The 18085-nt window shown below is 58.1% G+C and carries 12 protein-coding genes; 3 read left to right on the top strand and 9 right to left on the bottom strand.

Annotated features, from left to right (window positions below; genetic code table 11):
* Positions 1 to 263: 263 nt before the first annotated feature.
* The 3 genes from IEX36_RS10605 to mnmG form a co-directional block, all read right to left on the bottom strand.
* On the bottom strand, positions 264 to 707 hold the full coding sequence (locus IEX36_RS10605; protein WP_188759283.1) for a hypothetical protein: 444 nt from the start codon (positions 705 to 707) through the stop codon (positions 264 to 266).
* Positions 708 to 847: 140 nt separating this feature from the next.
* Positions 848 to 1471 carry a peptide-methionine (S)-S-oxide reductase MsrA gene (gene msrA, locus IEX36_RS10600; RefSeq protein ID WP_373283044.1) on the bottom strand — a complete coding sequence of 208 codons (624 nt, stop codon included), beginning with the start codon at positions 1469 to 1471 and terminating at the stop codon, positions 848 to 850.
* A gap of 500 nt (positions 1472 to 1971) precedes the next feature.
* On the bottom strand, positions 1972 to 3960 hold the full coding sequence (mnmG, locus tag IEX36_RS10595; RefSeq protein ID WP_188759282.1) for a tRNA uridine-5-carboxymethylaminomethyl(34) synthesis enzyme MnmG: 1989 nt from the start codon (positions 3958 to 3960) through the stop codon (positions 1972 to 1974).
* A 54-nt stretch (positions 3961 to 4014) separates the two neighbouring features.
* Between mnmG and IEX36_RS10590 the strand changes: the two genes are divergently transcribed.
* Positions 4015 to 4386 carry a VOC family protein gene (locus IEX36_RS10590; RefSeq protein WP_188759281.1) on the top strand — a complete coding sequence of 124 codons (372 nt, stop codon included), beginning with the start codon at positions 4015 to 4017 and terminating at the stop codon, positions 4384 to 4386.
* 19 nt (positions 4387 to 4405) lie between these two features.
* On the opposite strand, the gene IEX36_RS10585 is transcribed toward IEX36_RS10590, so the two are convergent.
* Together IEX36_RS10585 and tgt are read right to left on the bottom strand one after the other, a co-directional pair.
* Positions 4406 to 7756, bottom strand: a complete 3351-nt coding sequence (locus IEX36_RS10585) for a TonB-dependent receptor (protein ID WP_229668871.1) — start codon at positions 7754 to 7756, stop codon at positions 4406 to 4408.
* A 263-nt stretch (positions 7757 to 8019) separates the two neighbouring features.
* Entirely contained in the window at positions 8020 to 9183 is a 1164-nt protein-coding gene (gene tgt, locus IEX36_RS10580; protein ID WP_188759279.1) for a tRNA guanosine(34) transglycosylase Tgt, read from the bottom strand.
* 85 nt (positions 9184 to 9268) lie between these two features.
* Between tgt and IEX36_RS10575 the strand changes: the two genes are divergently transcribed.
* The gene (locus IEX36_RS10575; protein WP_188759278.1) at positions 9269 to 10639 is read left to right on the top strand and encodes a TCR/Tet family MFS transporter; all 1371 of its coding nucleotides are present in this window, start codon (positions 9269 to 9271) and stop codon (positions 10637 to 10639) included.
* A gap of 78 nt (positions 10640 to 10717) precedes the next feature.
* Here IEX36_RS10575 and IEX36_RS10570 read toward each other — a convergent pair whose 3' ends face one another.
* Positions 10718 to 14176 (bottom strand): outer membrane beta-barrel protein, encoded by a 3459-nt coding sequence (locus IEX36_RS10570; protein WP_188759277.1) that lies wholly within the window; start codon positions 14174 to 14176, stop codon positions 10718 to 10720.
* Positions 14177 to 14358: 182 nt separating this feature from the next.
* Entirely contained in the window at positions 14359 to 15765 is a 1407-nt protein-coding gene (locus IEX36_RS10565; protein WP_188759276.1) for a DUF2252 domain-containing protein, read from the bottom strand.
* A 337-nt stretch (positions 15766 to 16102) separates the two neighbouring features.
* Between IEX36_RS10565 and IEX36_RS10560 the strand changes: the two genes are divergently transcribed.
* Entirely contained in the window at positions 16103 to 16453 is a 351-nt protein-coding gene (locus IEX36_RS10560) for a nuclear transport factor 2 family protein (protein WP_188759275.1), read from the top strand.
* Positions 16454 to 16471: 18 nt separating this feature from the next.
* Here IEX36_RS10560 and IEX36_RS10555 read toward each other — a convergent pair whose 3' ends face one another.
* Complete coding sequence (locus tag IEX36_RS10555) at positions 16472 to 17464, bottom strand: NAD(P)H-dependent glycerol-3-phosphate dehydrogenase (protein WP_188759274.1); 993 nt, start codon at positions 17462 to 17464, stop codon at positions 16472 to 16474.
* Positions 17461 to 18072, bottom strand: a complete 612-nt coding sequence (gene plsY, locus IEX36_RS10550) for a glycerol-3-phosphate 1-O-acyltransferase PlsY (RefSeq protein WP_188759273.1) — start codon at positions 18070 to 18072, stop codon at positions 17461 to 17463. Before plsY ends, IEX36_RS10555 begins: the two co-directional genes overlap by 4 nt.
* Between the last annotated feature and the right edge of the window lie 13 nt (positions 18073 to 18085).

Here is an 18085-nt window from a genome sequence, read left to right as displayed (position 1 = left end):
TTGTGGATTACCGGACCAAAGCTTTACAAGTCAAAAGGATACGAGCAGCACGCGAAGCAAAATGGACACAGATGCGGGTGCCCCATGGCGCAGTTTTATCGCGTCATGATTGGGACATTCGAGCGAAGCTCGAACCGCTTTTCCTCCCGCATCTCCAAACCAGTTGTCATCCTTCCGCGCAACAGGAGGACCTGCTGTTCGCCTATGTCACCGCAAAAGAACGCGCGAGCGTGTCCATTTATGCCTGAGGTAGTCTCGTCTGATCAAAGCCGCAACCCAAAGACGGTGACACGTACAAAGAGGAGCACCAGGAGTGAGATTGCGCTTACCCAGATGGTTGTTTTCCGAGCCTTACTCAGGTCAGTATCGGCCGTCTTGATGCGCCCATACTTAATCCACCAGCGTATGGCCATAATGGGAACCGCATATTTGATGAAGACAAAGCCTATAAGACCAGCAAGCCCCAGGAAGGGGAAAAAGATCAGGACTCCAAAAGGTATCAGGATACCCAGCATGATCCTGAGATAGCTGGCGTCGCTGCATGCCCGGCTGATTTTACTGGTTTCGGCAGCGGAGGCTTCTGCAGCGGCATGGTCGATTGGAACGGAACAGAACGGACATTGTTGCATCGACGTGTTTATTGTCTCGTTGCAGTTCGGGCACGGAAGAACTTCAACTGCATTGGAAAGACTAAAACCCGATGGCATATCGCTGACCTCTTTCAGTGACTAGAAAGAGTAGCATGAGGTGCTTCGGCTCAGCGAGGTTATCGCGACTTCTAAGATAGTTCACTCACGCACGATGACACCGCGCATGAACAGGGCACTCAACCCACCGGAACCTCCGCCTACTTCCTCCCCGTGTAATCCTTGAACAACTCCGGAAACTGCTCCTTCAGCGCCTTCACCTTCGGCACATCGCAGATCTGAATATAAGGATTCTCCGGGTTCTTCTCCGCATAGTCCTGGTGATACTCCTCGGCATCATAGAACGCCTTCAGCGGCACCACCTCCGTCACAATCGGCCGCGGAAACACCTTCGCCGCATCCAGCTGCGCAATGTAAGCCTTCGCAATCTTCTCCTGCTCCGGAGACGTGTAAAAGATCACCGACCGATACGAAGTCCCCACATCCGGCCCCTGCCGATTCAACTGCGTCGGGTCATGCACCACCGAGAAGAACACCCGCAGCATCGTCCCATAGCTGATCTTCGCTGGATCAAACACCACCTTCACCGACTCTGCATGCCCCGTCGTCTCCGACGACACCTGCCCATACGTCGCCGTCTCCGCCGACCCGCCCGAGTACCCAGCCGTCGCGTCCACCACGCCCTTCATATGCTCAAACGTAGTCTGCACGCCCCAGAAGCACCCACCCGCAAACACCGCCGTCTCCTGCTTCGCCCCATGCGGCTCATCCACTACCGGAGCCGGAATCGGCTCCTTCCGCGCAGCATCCACACCCATCACCATCCTCCTTCCACCCACAACCGCAACCCACGCAGCCACCACCAACGCCGCCGCAACCAAACCCGCCTTCATCCAATCCGCCATAACCGCTCCACCCATACGACGCGCACACCCGAATCGAGGTTACATATCCCGCTCGCCTCAGCGGCCGAGGAGGAATCTACTTTCCTCCTCCAGTTACACATGTTGGTGAAATAAGGAAACTTACAACCCACGCCCTCAATTTTCCAGCCAAACTCGCATGTCAAGCCCCCAAACCTCATAAACCACTGATAAGCCGAAGCTTACACGTGGCGGTTTAGTTTCTATCAATCCGCTACACTTAAATCAGCCTCAGAAAAACCCAAACGCCCCGGCACATCAACCGGGGTGTTACTCATTTGAAATGAAGACTTTACTGAAACCGGCCCAGGAAAATCAATATCTTATGCGCAAATCAACCCGCAAGTCCAACTCTAAACCAAATAAAATGAAGACTTTGCACAAAAACACGGGGGAGGGGGTCACTCCGTCGTCAGCCGCGCCTGGATCTCGATGTAGACGTGGATCAGGCTCACCGCCGCCGGAGTCACCCCGGCAATCCGGCTCGCCTGCCCCAGCGTCCGTGGACGCACCCGCCCCAGCACCTGCTTCATCTCATTCGAGAGCCCGCTCACCGCGCCGTAGTCGAACCACTCCGGAATCACCCGCTCCTCAGCCCGCCGCATCTTCTCAATCGACCGCCGCTGCTGGTCGAGGTAGCCCGCGTACTTGATCTCCGTCTCCACCGTCTTCATCTCATTCCGCACCCACGCCGGCAGCCGTGCACTGGAAGATGAATCCATCGCCGCCACCCACGGCCCCAGCGCCGCCTCCGCCGCCATCCGCTCCCGCAGCACCGGCGCCAGCTCCTCCACCCCCAGCTCCGGCCGCTTCATCAACTGCGCGAAGCTCTGCCCATTCACTCCCGCAGTATCCCCGAGCAGCTTCCCGACCAACTCGGCAGGCAACTCCTCCACCCGCACCCGAGCCGTCCCGAGCAGCTTCTCGAACGCCACCGCCCGCCCCTGCTTTGCCTCGTAATCCGCCCACGCCCCGTCATCGATCAGCCCCAGCCGCCGCCCATGCGGAGTCAGCCGCCGGTCTGCGTTGTCAATCCGCAGATGCAGCCGAAACTCCGCCCGCGACGTGAACATCCGGTACGGCTCGTTGGTCCCCTTGCTGATGAGATCATCGATCAGGATCCCCGTGTACGCCTCCGTCCGGTCGAGCGTAAACGCCGCCTCCCCCTTCACCGCCAGCGCCGCGTTGATCCCCGCCATCAACCCCTGGCAAGCCGCCTCCTCATACCCGCTGGTCCCGTTGATCTGCCCCGCCAGGAATAACCCCCGAATCGACTTCACCCGAAGCGACCGGTCCAACTCCGTCGGGTCGATGGCGTCGTACTCGATCGCGTACCCCGGACGCAGCATCTCCGCATTCTCCAGACCCGGAATCGACCGCACCATCGCCGCCTGCACCTCCATCGGCAGACTGGTGCTCATCCCATTGATGTACACCTCGTGCGTATTCAGCCCCTCCGGCTCCAGAAAGAACTGGTGCCGCGTCTTATCCGGAAACCGGACGATCTTGTCCTCAATCGAAGGGCAGTACCGCGGCCCAACCGCCGCAATCTGCCCCGTATACATCGGCGAGCGGTGCACATTCTCCCGAATCAGCCGCAACGTCTCGTCCGTCGTGAACGCGATGTGGCACTTGATCTGCCGCAGCGGAATCTGTTTCGTGCGGAAGCTGAACGGCGTCGGGTCCTCGTCACCTGGCTGCTCGTCGAACCGGCTCCAGTCGATCGTGCGCCCATCCAGCCGCGGTGGAGTCCCCGTCTTCAGCCGACATTCGCGCAGTCCCAGCTTCTTCAGACTCTCTCCCAGCAGCACGCTCGCCGGCTCGCCACTGCGCCCAGCCGTGTACTGCTGCTCGCCACAGTGAATCAATCCATTCAGAAAAGTTCCTGTCGTGATCACGGTAGCCCGCGTGTAAACAACGCGCCCATCGCGCAGCTTCAACCCAGTCACTCGCCGCTTAGGCAACTCGCCGCCGCACTGACTCCCCGACTCGCTCTCTTCCACAATCAGGTCCACCACCTCAGCCTGCTTGATGAAGAGGTTCGGCTGGCTCTCCAGCACCTCGCGCATCTTCACGCGATACAGCGCCTTGTCGCACTGCGCCCGCGGAGACCACACCGCCGGTCCGCGCGACGTATTCAGCAGCCGAAACTGAATTCCGCAGGCGTCCGCCACCTCGCCCATCACGCCGCCCAGCGCGTCCACCTCGCGCACCAGGTGCCCCTTGGCGATGCCGCCGATTGCCGGGTTGCAGCTCATCTGCGCAATCAGGTCCAGATTCAGCGTAAACAGTGCCGTGCGCAGACCCATGCGCGCGGCAGCCATCGCCGCCTCGCACCCAGCATGGCCCGCGCCCACCACCGCGACATCGTACTGTTCGGTAAAGCTCACACTTCTATTTTAATCGCAGTGCGCGTACAGTACACTTGCGCGCAGGAGACAAGCATGATCGCCACAAGCCCGCTGATCGCCTTCATCCCCACCCGGGACATCGCCCAGGCCCGCAGCTTCTATGAAGAAATCCTCGGCCTGCGCTTTGTCGGCGAAGACGGATTTGCCGCCATCATGGAAGCCAACGGGACGATGGTGCGCATCGCCTGCGTCGAAGAGTTCGTGCCCGCTGCCTATACCATCTTTGGCTGGAATGTTGCCAACATCCGAAGCGAGATCGCAGAGCTATGCGGCCGGGGCGTGAGCTTCATGCGCTATCCCGACATGCAGCAGAGCGATGAAGGTATCTGGACAGCACCGAGTGGCGCGCAGATCGCATGGTTCCGCGATCCAGACGGCAACGTTCTTTCGCTAACTCAGTTCTAGCCCCCGAGCTGCGCCGCATTCAAAACGCAAGCCGCAGACCAAGCTGCACTCTGCGCTCCCGCGTCCCCGCCGAGTCCGCGCTGGTGATCGCTCCAAAAGGCTGCACGTTCAAGCCCTCGGCTGCGACTTCGGCGGGAGTTTGAAACACCAGCGGAGTCACTCCATTCACCGGCGTGCCCACCAGAAATGCGCGCTGCATCACCGAAGACGCATTCACATGATTCGTCAGGTTGAACGCCTCAGCGAACGCCATCATCCGCACACGTTCCGACACGCGAACCGCTCGGCCTACGCGAAGATCGACCACGTAGGTAAAAGGCAGCCGCAGCGTATCGCGCCCCACCGTCGGCAGATACACCGCGCCACCCGCGCCATTGATACTCTCGTGCCCACCCGTCAACCGCGTGCCGCCGAAGATGTTGAAGCTGTACGGTCGCCCGCTCGTTGCACTCAGCAGCGGAGCAACCATCCATCCATTCGCAGCATGCTGCACCCATTCGCTGCCGCGCGTCGTCTTTGGCCGCCACACCGCGCTCGCTACCAGCTTCTGCGGATGGTTCAGCACAGACAATCCCTTGTCATACCTCACATCGAACGGGTCGAACTGCGCGTTCTGACGCGGAACCGCACCGCTTTGCCCGAAGTCGAGAGCCTTGGACCACGTCCAACTTGCGCGAAACTCCAGGCCGTTGCGACTGCGCCTCCGCGCTTCGACGACCAGCGCGTTGTAGCTCGCATTCGTATTCGAAAGGATGTCGGTGACTGGACCGAAGTTCGCATCAAGGCGCTCCGAATACGCAGGCACGGAGAACGTCTCGCCGTCGCGCACACCTGAAACTCCCGTGCCTCCCTGCAACTGAAATGTCTTCGCATTGGTCGAAGGAACGATATTGATATCGGTCGTGTTCATCAGTTGCCGGTCGAGATTCATCAGGTAGGTCGCGCTTGCGATGATGCCTGCACCCACCGGCTGCTCAATCGTGAGGCTGCCCTGTTGCACCGCCGGAAGCTGAAACCTGCGGTCAAATACCATCGCCGAAGTCGTCGCTGCCACTGCTGCAGGAGGCGCAGCAGCATAAGAACACACATACCCAAACCCCTGATTGGGAACCTGCGGACACACCGTAATTGTCGTCGGAGTGATACGGATATGTGTAGCAGACGCAGGCATCGCCGTGTCCACCAGCGCGCGCTGAATCGTTGCTCCCGGAAGCCTCCCATAGAACAACCCGTAGCCCACACGCACAACGCCGCGTCCTGCGCCGAACGGCTCCCATGCAATACCCACGCGCGGGCCGAAGTTGTTACGGTCTTCAGGAAACACACTCGTCGCACCCACCTGGCCAAATACAGCATCCAGCTCGGCGTTGGGCTGCGCAGGAAACGGAAGCAGCTCATACTCGTACCGTACACCGGCGTTGATGGTAAGGTTCTGCTGCACGCGCCAATGGTCTTCAACGAACGCGGCCCACTCCTGCGTGTCGAACGCAATGACCTGTTCGCCAAAGCTCTGTGCATACGACCTGAAGCAGAAGTCATGCACGGGCGAGACGATAGATGGGCACCCGCCGTTCGGGTACGCGTTCACGTTGAAGGTGTAGTCGGTAATCCAGTCCACGATGCCGCCTGCATGTCCGCTCGTGGTGCCGCTGTCGTAGCGAAATGCGCCTTCGATATTGCTGAGCGAGTCAATATGGTCATCGACGAAGCTCACGTCGCCTCCTGCCTGAATCTGGTGATGTCCGCGCACCCATGTCGCCAGGTCGGAGACTTCTACCCTGCGCTCATCCGGATAGGCCTTGCGTCCGAGCGATGATGAAGTGCCGAACGTCAGCCCCTGCGGCCCAATCGCCACCTCAGGCGCATATCCACCAGGCCCAATCGCGGACTCCTGCGGCAAGGGCTTTCCTGCGGTCTCGTACTGGAAGTCACGCCCATATTGCACGCGCACTTCGTTGCTCAACGAAGACGATAGAGTCCACAGCCATCTCCCGAGCAGAGAATCCACCTGCACATAGCTGCTGCCCAGGCTGCCCGTGCCGAAGCCGACGACAGGCTCCTGGCGCACACCATTCAACGCATTCGAATGTGCGCGGTTGTACTCGACGCTCAGTCGGTGGTTCGCCGAGGTCACCCAATCCAGCTTGCCGAAATTAACGATCTGGCTGGAGCTGCGAGGCACCGTGCCCGTCAGGCTGTTGAGATAGTTCAACGCTGCATTTGCTTTTGCCGAAGTCACGCCGCGCGTTCCGAGCAGAGCATTCTGCGTCGCTGTCAATGCGTAAAAGCTGGGATCGATTGGCGACGATATAGCTGGAAAGCCTCGCTGCTGCCGGTCAAACGTATAGAAGTAGAAAAGATGATCGCGCACAGCAGGGCCGCCCACGCTGCCGCCAAACTGCTGCCGCAGATCATGCGGCTTCACCACACCACCCGTCACTGCGCCGTTCACATAGTGCGTCGCAATCGCGAAGGGGTTCGCTGCATTGAGCGCGCTCGTGCGCACAAGATAAAACCCTGAGCCGTGCAGCACGTTGCTTCCACTCTTTGAGATGGTCGTCACAACGCCGCCAGCCGCGTGGCCATAGAGCGCGGAGTAGTTCTGCCCGCTCACGCGAAACTCGCGCACGGCCTCCTGCGAAAAGGTGTAGGAGGCGCCTGCGTGACGGCCATATCCTTCTCCACCTGTCGTCACACGCGCTGCAGCCGCATCCCCACCCTCTTTGTCGGGATCATCTTCACCGCCCGCACCGCGCGGAACGCTGCCGAAGCTCTGGTTGTCGTCCGAGCCATCGATGAGGCTGCTGTTCTGTGTCGGGTCAAGCCCACGGAAGCTCAGCAAGCCATCGACATCGGGGTCACGGTTTGCGGTTGGCGTCAAAAGCGCGAACGTCTGCCAGCGGCGGCCATTTACGGGCAACTGCTCAATCTCGTCCGCAGTAATTGTGCTCGCAACAGCGGTTGAGGAGGGTATTTGTGCAGTGCTTGTTCCATCAGGGGCCGCCGTGACCGTCACCGACGAGCTCACGCTCCCCACCTTCATCCGTGTCTGCACAGCCGTTGTGCTGCCCAGCTCGACCGTGACTCCGTTCAAAACCATCCGCTCAAAGCGTGGGCATTCGACATCCACTTCATACACACCCGCAGGCAGACGGGCGATTAGAAACCCGCCATCGTGGCCCGAAGCCGCACTCACCTCAGTTCCAGTCGCGGCATTGCGCGCATGCACACGCGCACCAGCCAGCGCAGCGCCGCCTGCATCCACGACATATCCGCCAATTGCTCCATCAACCGAAGTCTGCGCCGACCCACTCGAAAGCAGCGTCACCCATACTGCGAACGCAATCGCGCAGACCCTCGCGCGGCCCATACCCAACATGCACACTCCCGCAACGCTTCAGTACCCTCAGCCGCGACTACGGGAAGAGCTTGCTGCCAATGACTCCCGCGCGCACGCGAAACATCATTAGCACTGGATACCCCGGCCCAACGCCCGAACAATAAGGGATCAGCCGCAGATTAGCGAAGTTCCGCGAGGAAAGGAAGTAAAAAGGCGGCAGCCGAAGCCATCGCCTTCTGTTTATTGAGTAGCTGTTCTTTCTGCCTGGAGGCACGACCATTGTCGGCAGCCTACTAGGAGGTTGGCTCAGTGTTGAACTCGCCGAACGCATCAACGGCATCTGCAAGTCCTTTGCGTACACGCTCCATCGTTGCCAGGTAGAAATGCAGGTTGTGCACCGAGTTCAGCGTCAGCGCCAGCGGCTCGCCCGCCACAAACAAGTGCCGTAGGTAAGCCCGCGAGTACCTCGCACAAACCATGCATCCGCATGCGGCATCAATCGGGCCCTGATCCTCCGCATACTCCTTCCGCTTGATGTTCATCCGCACCACCGCTCCATCGCCGTCCCGCGCAAACAACAGTCCATGGCGCCCGGCGCGTGTCGGCAGCACGCAGTCCATCATGTCCACGCCCATCTTGGCGTACTCCTCAATCTCATCCGGGTATCCGACGCCCATCACATAACGCGGCTTGTCCTTCGGCAGCCACTCGAGCGTCCGCGCAATCATCTCCCGCGTCACCTCGCGCGGCTCACCCACCGCAAGCCCTCCGATGGCGTATCCCGGCAGGTCCAGCTCCATCAGCCGCTCAGCTGACTCCTTGCGCAGGTTCGCATACATCCCTCCCTGCACAATCCCGAACAAGCTCTGCGTCTTGCCGCCCCTCTCTGCGAACCACGGTACCCGCTCTTTGTTTGCTTCGAAGTGGCCGCGCGACCGCCGCGCCCACGCGTGAGTCAGCGCCATCGAGTCCCGCGTCCGCTCATATGTTGCCGGATGCTCCACGCACTCATCAAACACCATCATCACGTCCGCGCCCAAAGCAATCTGCACATCCATCGAGTGCTCCGGCGAAAAGAAGTGCTTCGACCCATCCAGGTGCGAGCGAAACTCCACGCCATCCGGAGTCACCTTGCGCAGACTGCTCAGACTGAAGACCTGAAACCCGCCAGAGTCGGTCAGCATCGGCCGCTCCCAACTCATGAACTTGTGTACGCCACCCATCCGCGCAACTAGTTCATGCCCGGGCCGCAGATAAAGGTGATAAGTATTCGCCAGAATAATCTGTGCGCCGCTCGTACCAAGTCTCTCGATCACGCCCTGCTCGACGGCTTTTACGCTGGCCGCCGTTCCCACCGGCATAAATACCGGAGTCTCCACCACACCGTGCGGCAGCACGAGCGCGCCACGCCGCCCGCCCCCATCCGCCACCTTGCCTATCTCAAATGAAAGCGACATCAAGACTGATTGTAGAAGCAACATATACACGAATCGCGTAGACTATCGCTCAACCATCCATCATCCGGCCCCAGATTGCGCTCGTATGTCCGACCTGTCGCACAACCCGCCGGACCACTCGCCAGACCGCATCTCTGACCTTGCGCCCGATCCGCTCCTGACCGAGCCGGAGTTTGTCCCGCCTGAAGAGATAGCAGCAACGTTGCCGAATGCACCCGACGCGCCCAGAGTTAAGCACCACCGCCGTCGCGCCGCGGCGGCCTTCATCTTCCTTACCGTCACGCTCGACATGCTTGCCCTCGGCATGATCGCGCCGGTGCTTCCGCGCCTGATCGAGAGCTTCCTCGGCGGCAGCGCCTCCAGCGCCGCACAGATGCTCGGCCTCTTCGGCACGGTCTTTGCTGCGATGCAGTTCATCTTCTCGCCCGTGCTCGGCTCGCTCTCTGACCGCCACGGCCGCCGCCCCATCGTACTGCTCTCGAACTTCGGCCTAGGGTTCGACTATTTACTGATGGCCTGGGCTCCCGCACTCAATTGGCTCTTCCTTGGCCGCGTCATCTCGGGACTCACTTCGTCCAGCATCCCCACTGCGATGGCCTATATGGCCGACGTCACGCCACGCGAGCGCCGCGCTGCTGCCTTTGGCATGTTGAGCGCGGCCTTCGGCCTCGGTTTCGTGCTCGGCCCTGCCGTCGGAGGTATCCTCGGCAACATCAGCACGCGCCTTCCCTTCTGGACAGCAGGTTGCCTCAGCCTGCTCAACGGACTCTACGGTATCTTTGTCCTGCCCGAATCGCTCGCATCAGAAAACCGCATGGCATTCTCCTGGAGGCGCGCCAACCCCGTCGGCTCGCTCTCCATGCTGCGCCGAGGGCCAATGTTGATCATGGCCGGAGTCCTTCTATTCGGCTACGTCGCGCAGCAATCGCTGATGAACGTCTACGTCATCTACGCCGATTACCGCTACGGTTGGTCGAACCGCACCGTCGGTCTCTCGCTCGCGGTCATCGGTGTCTGCAGCGCGCTCTACGGCGGCCTGCTCGTCAAACCTACCGTCGCGCGACTAGGTGAGTTTCGCACCATCGCCATTGGCCTCATCGGGGGAGCCATTGGCTACTCCATGTTCGGGTTCTCGAAGACTGGCCTCATCTTCTGGTTCGGCATTCCCATGCTCAACATGATGTCGCTCACCTGGCCCTCGGCCCAAGGCGTCCTCTCACACATGACGAGCGCATCTGAACAGGGTCAGCTTCAAGGCGCCATTAATAGCCTCCGCGGCATTGCTGGACTCGTCGGCCCCAGCCTCTTCACCTACATCTTCAGCAAATCCATCGGGACACATGCCATCATTCATCTGCCCGGCTCGCCCTTCTTTACAGCAGCGGGTATGCTTATGTTCAGCCTTTTACTAGTGCAGTTTGGTAGGAGTGCAAAATCCTCGCCTGCACCATCCTGATAATCCACTCGACAAAGAAAATGCCAGCCACTGTAGAGTGGCTGGCAGTGAAGATTAATGAACAGTCGCAAATGCGGATCAGTAGCTAATCTTCAAACCGAACTGAATAATGCGCGGCTCAAATGTGCTCGAGATAACGCCTCCGCTCGTCGGAATGCCCGCGTTGGCCACCGTGCCATTCGAGTTGAACGACTGCAGCGTCCCACCCAAACCACTTGATGGCAGATACAGGTTCGTGTGGTTGAAGAGGTTGTAGAACTCAGAGCGAAACTCAACCTTCAGTCGCTCGATCGGTGTATTGAACTTTTTGTTCAGGCTCAGGTCAGTCTCGTAGAACGCCGGCGTGCGGCCCGGGTTGCGCGTTGCATTACCGAACGGACTCAGCAGATTGCCATTGGCATCCTTCGTTGCGGGTAACGAAAATCCGCTCAGGTTTACATATTGAACATAGCCCGTGTTCGCCGCGCGGACCGTGCGCCCCTGCGTCACCTTCTGACCCGAAACAACATTTGGCCTATACTCGTTCGCTCCACGATAGGTAGCCGAGATCTGAGGCGAAACCGCTGTTGCTGAGTTCGGTGTATACGTCAGATTGAACGGCGTGCCAGCTTGCGCTGTGTTGATAGCGCTCAACTGCCAACCGCCCAGCACGCCGTCAACCAGCGGATTCGATCCGCTCAGGAAACGACGCCCGTGGCCAAACGGAAGCTCGTAGACAAGGCTGGTCACATTGGCGATCGGCAGATTGTAGTCCGACTGCGCATAGTCAGCGGCGATGTGGTTGCCATCCTGCGGCGAAGGCGTATTGCCTTCAAGAGATGCGCTTGCATTATCCAGTGAGTGCTCCCAGCTGAACGAGTTCAGTAGCGTTAGCCCGCCGACCATACGCTGTTCATAGCGCACCTGCAACGCGTTGTAGTTGGAGTAGAACTCATTCAACGCCTGGGTAATGTCACTCGGCCACTGCGTATAGGGGCGCGCAAACCCAAGCGCGGGGTTCTTCTGATTTGCGTTCAAAAACCCTTCCAATTTCAACCCGTGATTGCCGACGTACGCTATGTCCAGCAGCGTGTTCTTCGATATCTGCTGCTGCACGCTCAGGAAGTAGCTCTCAACATAGCTGTCCCGTTTGTTTTTCGGCACCCATGTGATGTTGTCCGTTGCCGGGTTGAACGTCGTGACAAGCGTCGAAGGATAACCCTGGTCCGAGGTTACATAGCAGGTCGTCGCCGGTGCACCGCTCGCGCACTTGTTGCTCGTCGTCGGCTTCGGCTGCGTTACAGACACAAACAGCGCCTGCGGAGCATTGATCCCAAGAATGTCTCCCGAACCTGCACGCGTGTAGTGCACATAGCTCATGCCAAATCCACCACGTATTGCAGTATTCGGCTGCGGAGCATATGCAAAACCTATGCGGGGGCCAAAGTCGTTCAGGTCAGGATTGACCAGCGTCTTTCCATAAACGCCGCCACCCTGATATGGCGTAATGCCATTGCCTGCAACTGCGCCGGGAGTGAGCGTCAACACTGTCTGCGAGACAGGATCGAAGTTCGAAATATAGTTGTGTTGCTCCGAATATGGTGAGCCATACTCCCAACGTAGTCCCAGATTCAGCGTCAGTTTCGGGCTCACTTTCCAATCGTCCTGCGCATACGCATTGTGCATCGTCTGCCGCAGGTGCACTACAAAGTAGTTGGCCAGCGAGTACTGATTTGTCGTTCCAAACAGAAAGTCTGCCCAGTAGCTGTCCGAGACGGCCGTCCCAACTGCGCTATAGCCGCCGCCATAAGTAAACGAGCCATACAGTGGATTGTTGTCGTTAACCGCCATCCAGATGTGCTCATACTCATAGCCAAACTTCAACGAATGATTTCCGCGAACCCAGGTGAAGTTCACCTTCGGGTCGATCAGCGCTGGGTCCTGCCACTGCGGGTTCGTGCTCTGACGTCCAAATCCTGTGAATCCGGTGATGCCCACTGACGGCAACCCACCAGCAACAATTGGGTTATTCGGCAATCCAGGAATGGTGAAGGCATCATCTCCGATTGAAAGCGTAAACTTGCCCGCCTTCGTCCGTGACAGTCCAAGACGCGCATCCAGCACTTTGTTCGAACCGAACAAGTGGGTATTCCCCAACGCAATCTGCTGGTCCAGAATTCGAATCGTCCCGTTTGTCTGTCCATCCAGTGGCAATGGAATCGCGGGGAAATTCACACCTGTTTCTTTGCGGTCGCTGATACGCAGAAACCATGAACTGTTCGCGTTCTGTTGAAAATCGAGCCGAAGATCACCTTTGTCCGACTTGTCCGTAAACGGCACCTGGACTGAATAATCGTTGGTAGCCAGTCCGGTCGAAGCCAAACCCGACACAGGCAACTGGTTATAAAGCTGCGGCTGTTTGAAAAACCCAACAATCTGCTGTGAAAGTGGATTGATTGCGCTGGCCGGAATTGGCGTTCCGGCAGCGTAGACCGTGCCTGTTGTTGCGTTCTGAACCGGCACCACCAGAATGCCGTTCAACTCATTCTGCGTCGGCAGCGTCAGCACGCTCAGCGGCTTGAGTGTCTGCCGAAAACCCTCGTAGTCAAGAAAGAAGAACAGCTTGTCCTTGAGAATCGGCCCGCCCACGTTGAACCCGAATTGGTTGCGATTGAACGTCGACTTCTTGAACTGCGTCACCTGGCCCGTGTTGCTCACCGTATTCGGCTTGAAGAAGCCAGCGGCGTTCAAGTCTGTGTTGCGAATGAACTCATACACAGTCCCATGGAAGATGTTCGTACCGCCAGCCGAAGCCGTGTTAATCGTCGCGCCCGAAGACCGTCCGTACTCCGCGCTCTCATTATTCGTTACGACACTAAACTGAGCCACAGAGTCCGGAGGAATGGCGATGATCTGGTTGTCGAATCCCTGGTTACTCTCGCCGTAGGCATTGTTGTCCATGCCGTCCAGCAGATAGTTGTTGAACATGCTGCGCTGGCCGTTGACGTTATACGCGCCAGCGCGAGTCAGGCTATTAATAGAGCTCGTCGTCGCCGCCGTTGGTGCCTGGCGCACACCGGTCACCAGCCCAAGCAGATCAGAATAGTTACGTGTCACCAGCGGCAGCGCAGCCGACTGGTACTGCGTCACGATCTGACCACGCTGGCTCGTGTCCGTCTCTACCTGCAGCGATACACCCGATACCTCCACCGTTGTCGCCGTCTGCCCTACCTGCAGAGTCAAGTCGATGCGTTCGCGACTGGCTACCGAAACCGTGATGTCCGTTGCTTTCGCATCCGCAAAACCTGGATGCGTCACCACCACGTTGTACTGCCCAACGCGCAGAGCCGGAACTTCATAGTCGCCGCTCTCGTTCGTAGTCCGGGTGCTCACCGCGCCTGTAGCAATACTGGTCACCGTTACCGTCGCACCGGGAACAACCGCACCGGTCGCGTCATGCACCGTGCCCACAATGCTGCCATTTTCGAACTGTGCAAAGGCTGATAGCGGCAGCAAAATACACAGTGTCGCCAGGAAAAATCCAAAAAGTATACGCATGTCTCCGAACGTATCGGCACAGCGTGTCTGTCTTGTAAACGAAGTGTAAACAGATAATTGCATAGCCTCACCTCAAGAGAATTTGAGTGACCTAATTTCGAGTCACCTAGATGAAGACAGCATCCTACCTGAAAATGGCGTAAGCGGTAACTAGAAAGCGCGTTGGTGCTTATTGGGATGCTTTATTTTGAGCTAACTATTTGCCCTCGAGTCCTTTTCAACCATCCCACCAGCTCTTTCCAATCCGCTTCTGTCTGATCGGCATATGTTTCGGCAAATGCCACCACAGCCTCATCGAATCTGCTCGACCGTCCCAGATATCCTGCCAGCACACACGCATCACCCGAACGTGCATGCCCTCGTGCCAGCAGTTCCCCGCAAACACCGGCATATTCCATCAACCCTGTTGCCGTAATGCCCTCCAACTGAATCGACGCTTTGTGGTCATTCAACTGCCGAACCAAATAGTCGCGTCCATCCATTGTCGTCCAGCCCAAAAATGGATCGGACTGCAGCTGCATCGCACGTTCGCCATCTACCACGCGGTGCCCCTGATGCTGCTTCCGTTTCGCTCCGCTCTCCAGATATGGTGCATATCCCGACTCCACCTCTTCCTTAACCTGTAGAAACAGCGGATCGTTTTCACCATTGCCTTGCATATATACGCAATAGTCTCGTAAGCCGACACTTCCCGTACCCACCACCTTGAATGCCACATCTAGCGGTCGGTACTGGGCCAGAAAGTGCCTCCGCTCTGGCTGTAATGTCGACGCATATGGCCCAAGCGCTGTGATCACTTTCTCAGCTATCTCACCCGTCACGCGCTTCAGACTCGGCTTAATCGTCTTGAAGATACGCTCTCCTTTGAGCTGATTCTCAGGAGCTTTTTTCTTGTTCTGTTTCGAACTCTTGCCCATCACTCCTTTCGGTTCTGTCAGGGCGAGCAGTGTATGCATCGGCGTTGCTCGTTCAGCCGCTCGCAAAATGCCCTCTACGGTCTCCACCATCTTCAACCGATGCACCTGATACCGCACAACATCCAACACGGTCATTTGTGCAAACTGAGTCATCATCGATCGATACTGCTCGGCAAAAACGGCAGCCGCGTCGCGACAATCTGCGCCCTTCACATTGGCTGTGCGCCCAGCCAGCACAAGGCTCGCAGCCATTCGCTTCACGTCCCATTCAAACGGTCCACGAATTGTCTCATCGAAATCATTGATGTCGAAGACCAGCCTTCCATCCGGCGCAGCGAATGCTCCCAGGTTGCGCACATGTGCGTCGCCACAAAGCTGGCTCACTATCCCCGTATGTCCCATACGCGACAGGTCGTACGCCATTACCGGCACTGCACCACGAAAGTATCCGAACGGTGACGCAGCCATAAGCCCATACTTCATCTTGATCAGATGCGGCACGCGTCCCTGCATTGAGCGGGCCATCAGCTTCAGGGGATCTTCCTTACGCAGTTTCACATCCCACGCCGAATGTTCCAGTCGCCGGATCTGTTTCCGTCGATCACGTCCTAACCGAAACCGCTCCTTCACGCTCAGCGCGCCATCTGTCACTGCATCCGCTCCTTTGCCCATGAAAGCACTCAGTTTACGATGTCCTAAACCATCTGCAAGCAAAAGAAGAGGCGCCCGTAGGCGCCTTGGAAGCAGTTATGAGATTTGTTGCTAGCTTATGGTTTATGAGCAGGGATGTCATGGCTACAAAGTCTGATTCTTCTCTCCACCTTTGTATGGAGAATGCTATCTTCCGCTATTTGTTCGCCTGAGGCAGCGATGCCAGACCCCCGAATATTGTGCTTGGCTACCCGCAAACGAATTGATATCAATCCATTAGGAGAAACAGGAATGATCTTTCTGTTGCGGAAAATTCGGTGAAACTCTTGCGGCCTGTTATGCCGTCTTACAATGCGATATGCAAGCGGCTCAGATTCAAGACCATCTTTACACGCTGGAAGAGCGCCTCTTTCACCCAGACCGTGAAGCGAACCGTGCGGACCTGATTCCTCTGCTTGCCGACGAGTTTCAGGAGTTTTGCAGCTCCGGCCGCATCATGAACCGGCAGCAGGCAATTGATGCGATGCTGAACAGTTCTGCTCGCACCGCTACGCTGAGCTATTTTTACGTCTCGCTGCTAGCCCCTAATGTCGCGCTAGCTACCTATCACGCTACAACTCTGCTGCATGTCTCACACCGCAGCTCTATCTGGATTGAGCGCGATGGACGATGGCAGATGCTCTTCCATCAGGGGACGATCGCTTCGTAACAAGCAGAGGACCTGAACTCATTCGTCGCGGCCGGGACGTGACATCAGGTCGCGGATAGCGATCTTGGGGTCTTTGTTGCGATGCAAAATGGCGTCCATCTGCTCGGTGATAGGCATCTCGATTGCGTAACGCGCAGCGAGGCCAAGCGCAGCAGTGGTGGAGCGAACACCTTCGGCCACCTTTCCATGCAGACCGGCGAGAATATCGGGCAGCTGGCGTCCGCGGCCTAACTCGACGCCAACAGCGCGATTGCGGGAGAGCGGGCCAGTACAGGTCAGCACCAGATCGCCAATGCCGGAGAGCCCGGCCAGCGTCTGACGATGCGCTCCACAGGCCACGGCAAGACGCGTCATCTCTGCGATACCGCGCGTAATCAGTGCAGCAGCGGAGTTGTGGCCGAGATTGAGCCCATGCACAACGCCAGCCGCCAGCGCGATGACATTCTTGAGCGCGCCGCCAAGCTCTACGCCAATGACGTCCTCATTGGTATAAATACGCAGGGTCGGCGAAGTGAACTCACGTTGAATGTACTGTGACAGATGTGGATCACTCGCCGCAGCAACGATGGCTGTAGGACTACCCGAAGCAACCTCCTGCGCAAAAGACGGGCCGCTGAGCACTGCAATAGGATTTCCCGTAGCCGAAGCGATGATCTGCGACATGCGGAGAAAGGTGCGCTCTTCAATGCCCTTGCTCGCGCTGAGCAAAACCTGGTTGCGCGTTAACAGCGGCGTAATCTCGGTAATGACGCCGCGCAGGTGTTGTGAGGGTGTCACGCAGAGGATAATGTCCATCTCGAAGATGGCGCGGGGCAAGTCGGAGGTGACGAAGATATCGGCTGGCAGAGTGAAGCCAGGAAGATAGGGCAGGTTTTCGCCATAGTCGTTGAGTTGCTCGGCGAGTGGAACGGAGTGCGACCAGAGGTTGATCTCGTGTCCGCCGCGGCGCGCAAGTGACAAGGCAAGCGCAGTGCCCCAAGCGCCTGCCCCAAGAACAGCGATGCGGCTCATGCGGATGCCTTCTTCGCGCCAAAGCGGTTCTCCGTTCCGGAGAGAAGGCGGCGAATGTTGGCGTGGTGTTTCACGATAATCAGCAGAGGAATAAAGATGAGGCCTGCGATGACAATGGGTGTGCGCTGATGGATGAAGCAGAGCGCAACAGGCGGCAGCAATGCGGAACCTATGATGGATGCCAACGAGACATACCGCGTAAGCAGGAAAATGACAATGAAGATGCCAAAGACGATGAGCCCTGAGGGCCAGTTGAGTGCAAGGAAAACTCCGAGCGCGCTGGCGACGCCTTTGCCTCCGCGAAAGCCGAGCCAGACGGGGAAGACGTGTCCGAGGATAGCGGCGACGGCAGCGAGAACGGCGAGGTCATAGTTGCCGGGCGCGAGGTGCTGCGCAATTTTAACAGCAGCAAAAGCTTTGCCGCAGTCGAGCAACAGCGTGGCGATACCAAGACCTTTTGCGCCGGAGCGCACGACGTTCGTCGCGCCGATGTTGCCGCTGCCAGTGGCGCGAATGTCCTGCTTGCGGAATATCTTCACGAGAAGATAGCCAAACGGGATGGAGCCAAGCAGATATGCCAGCAGGATGGAAATAGGCCAAGCGTTCATGGTCATCTCGAAA

This window comes from Edaphobacter acidisoli (genome assembly GCF_014642855.1).
GTDB lineage: Bacteria > Acidobacteriota > Terriglobia > Terriglobales > Acidobacteriaceae > Edaphobacter > Edaphobacter acidisoli.
Note: the sequence above shows the minus strand (reverse complement) of the source record. Positions and strands in the feature narration are given on the sequence as shown.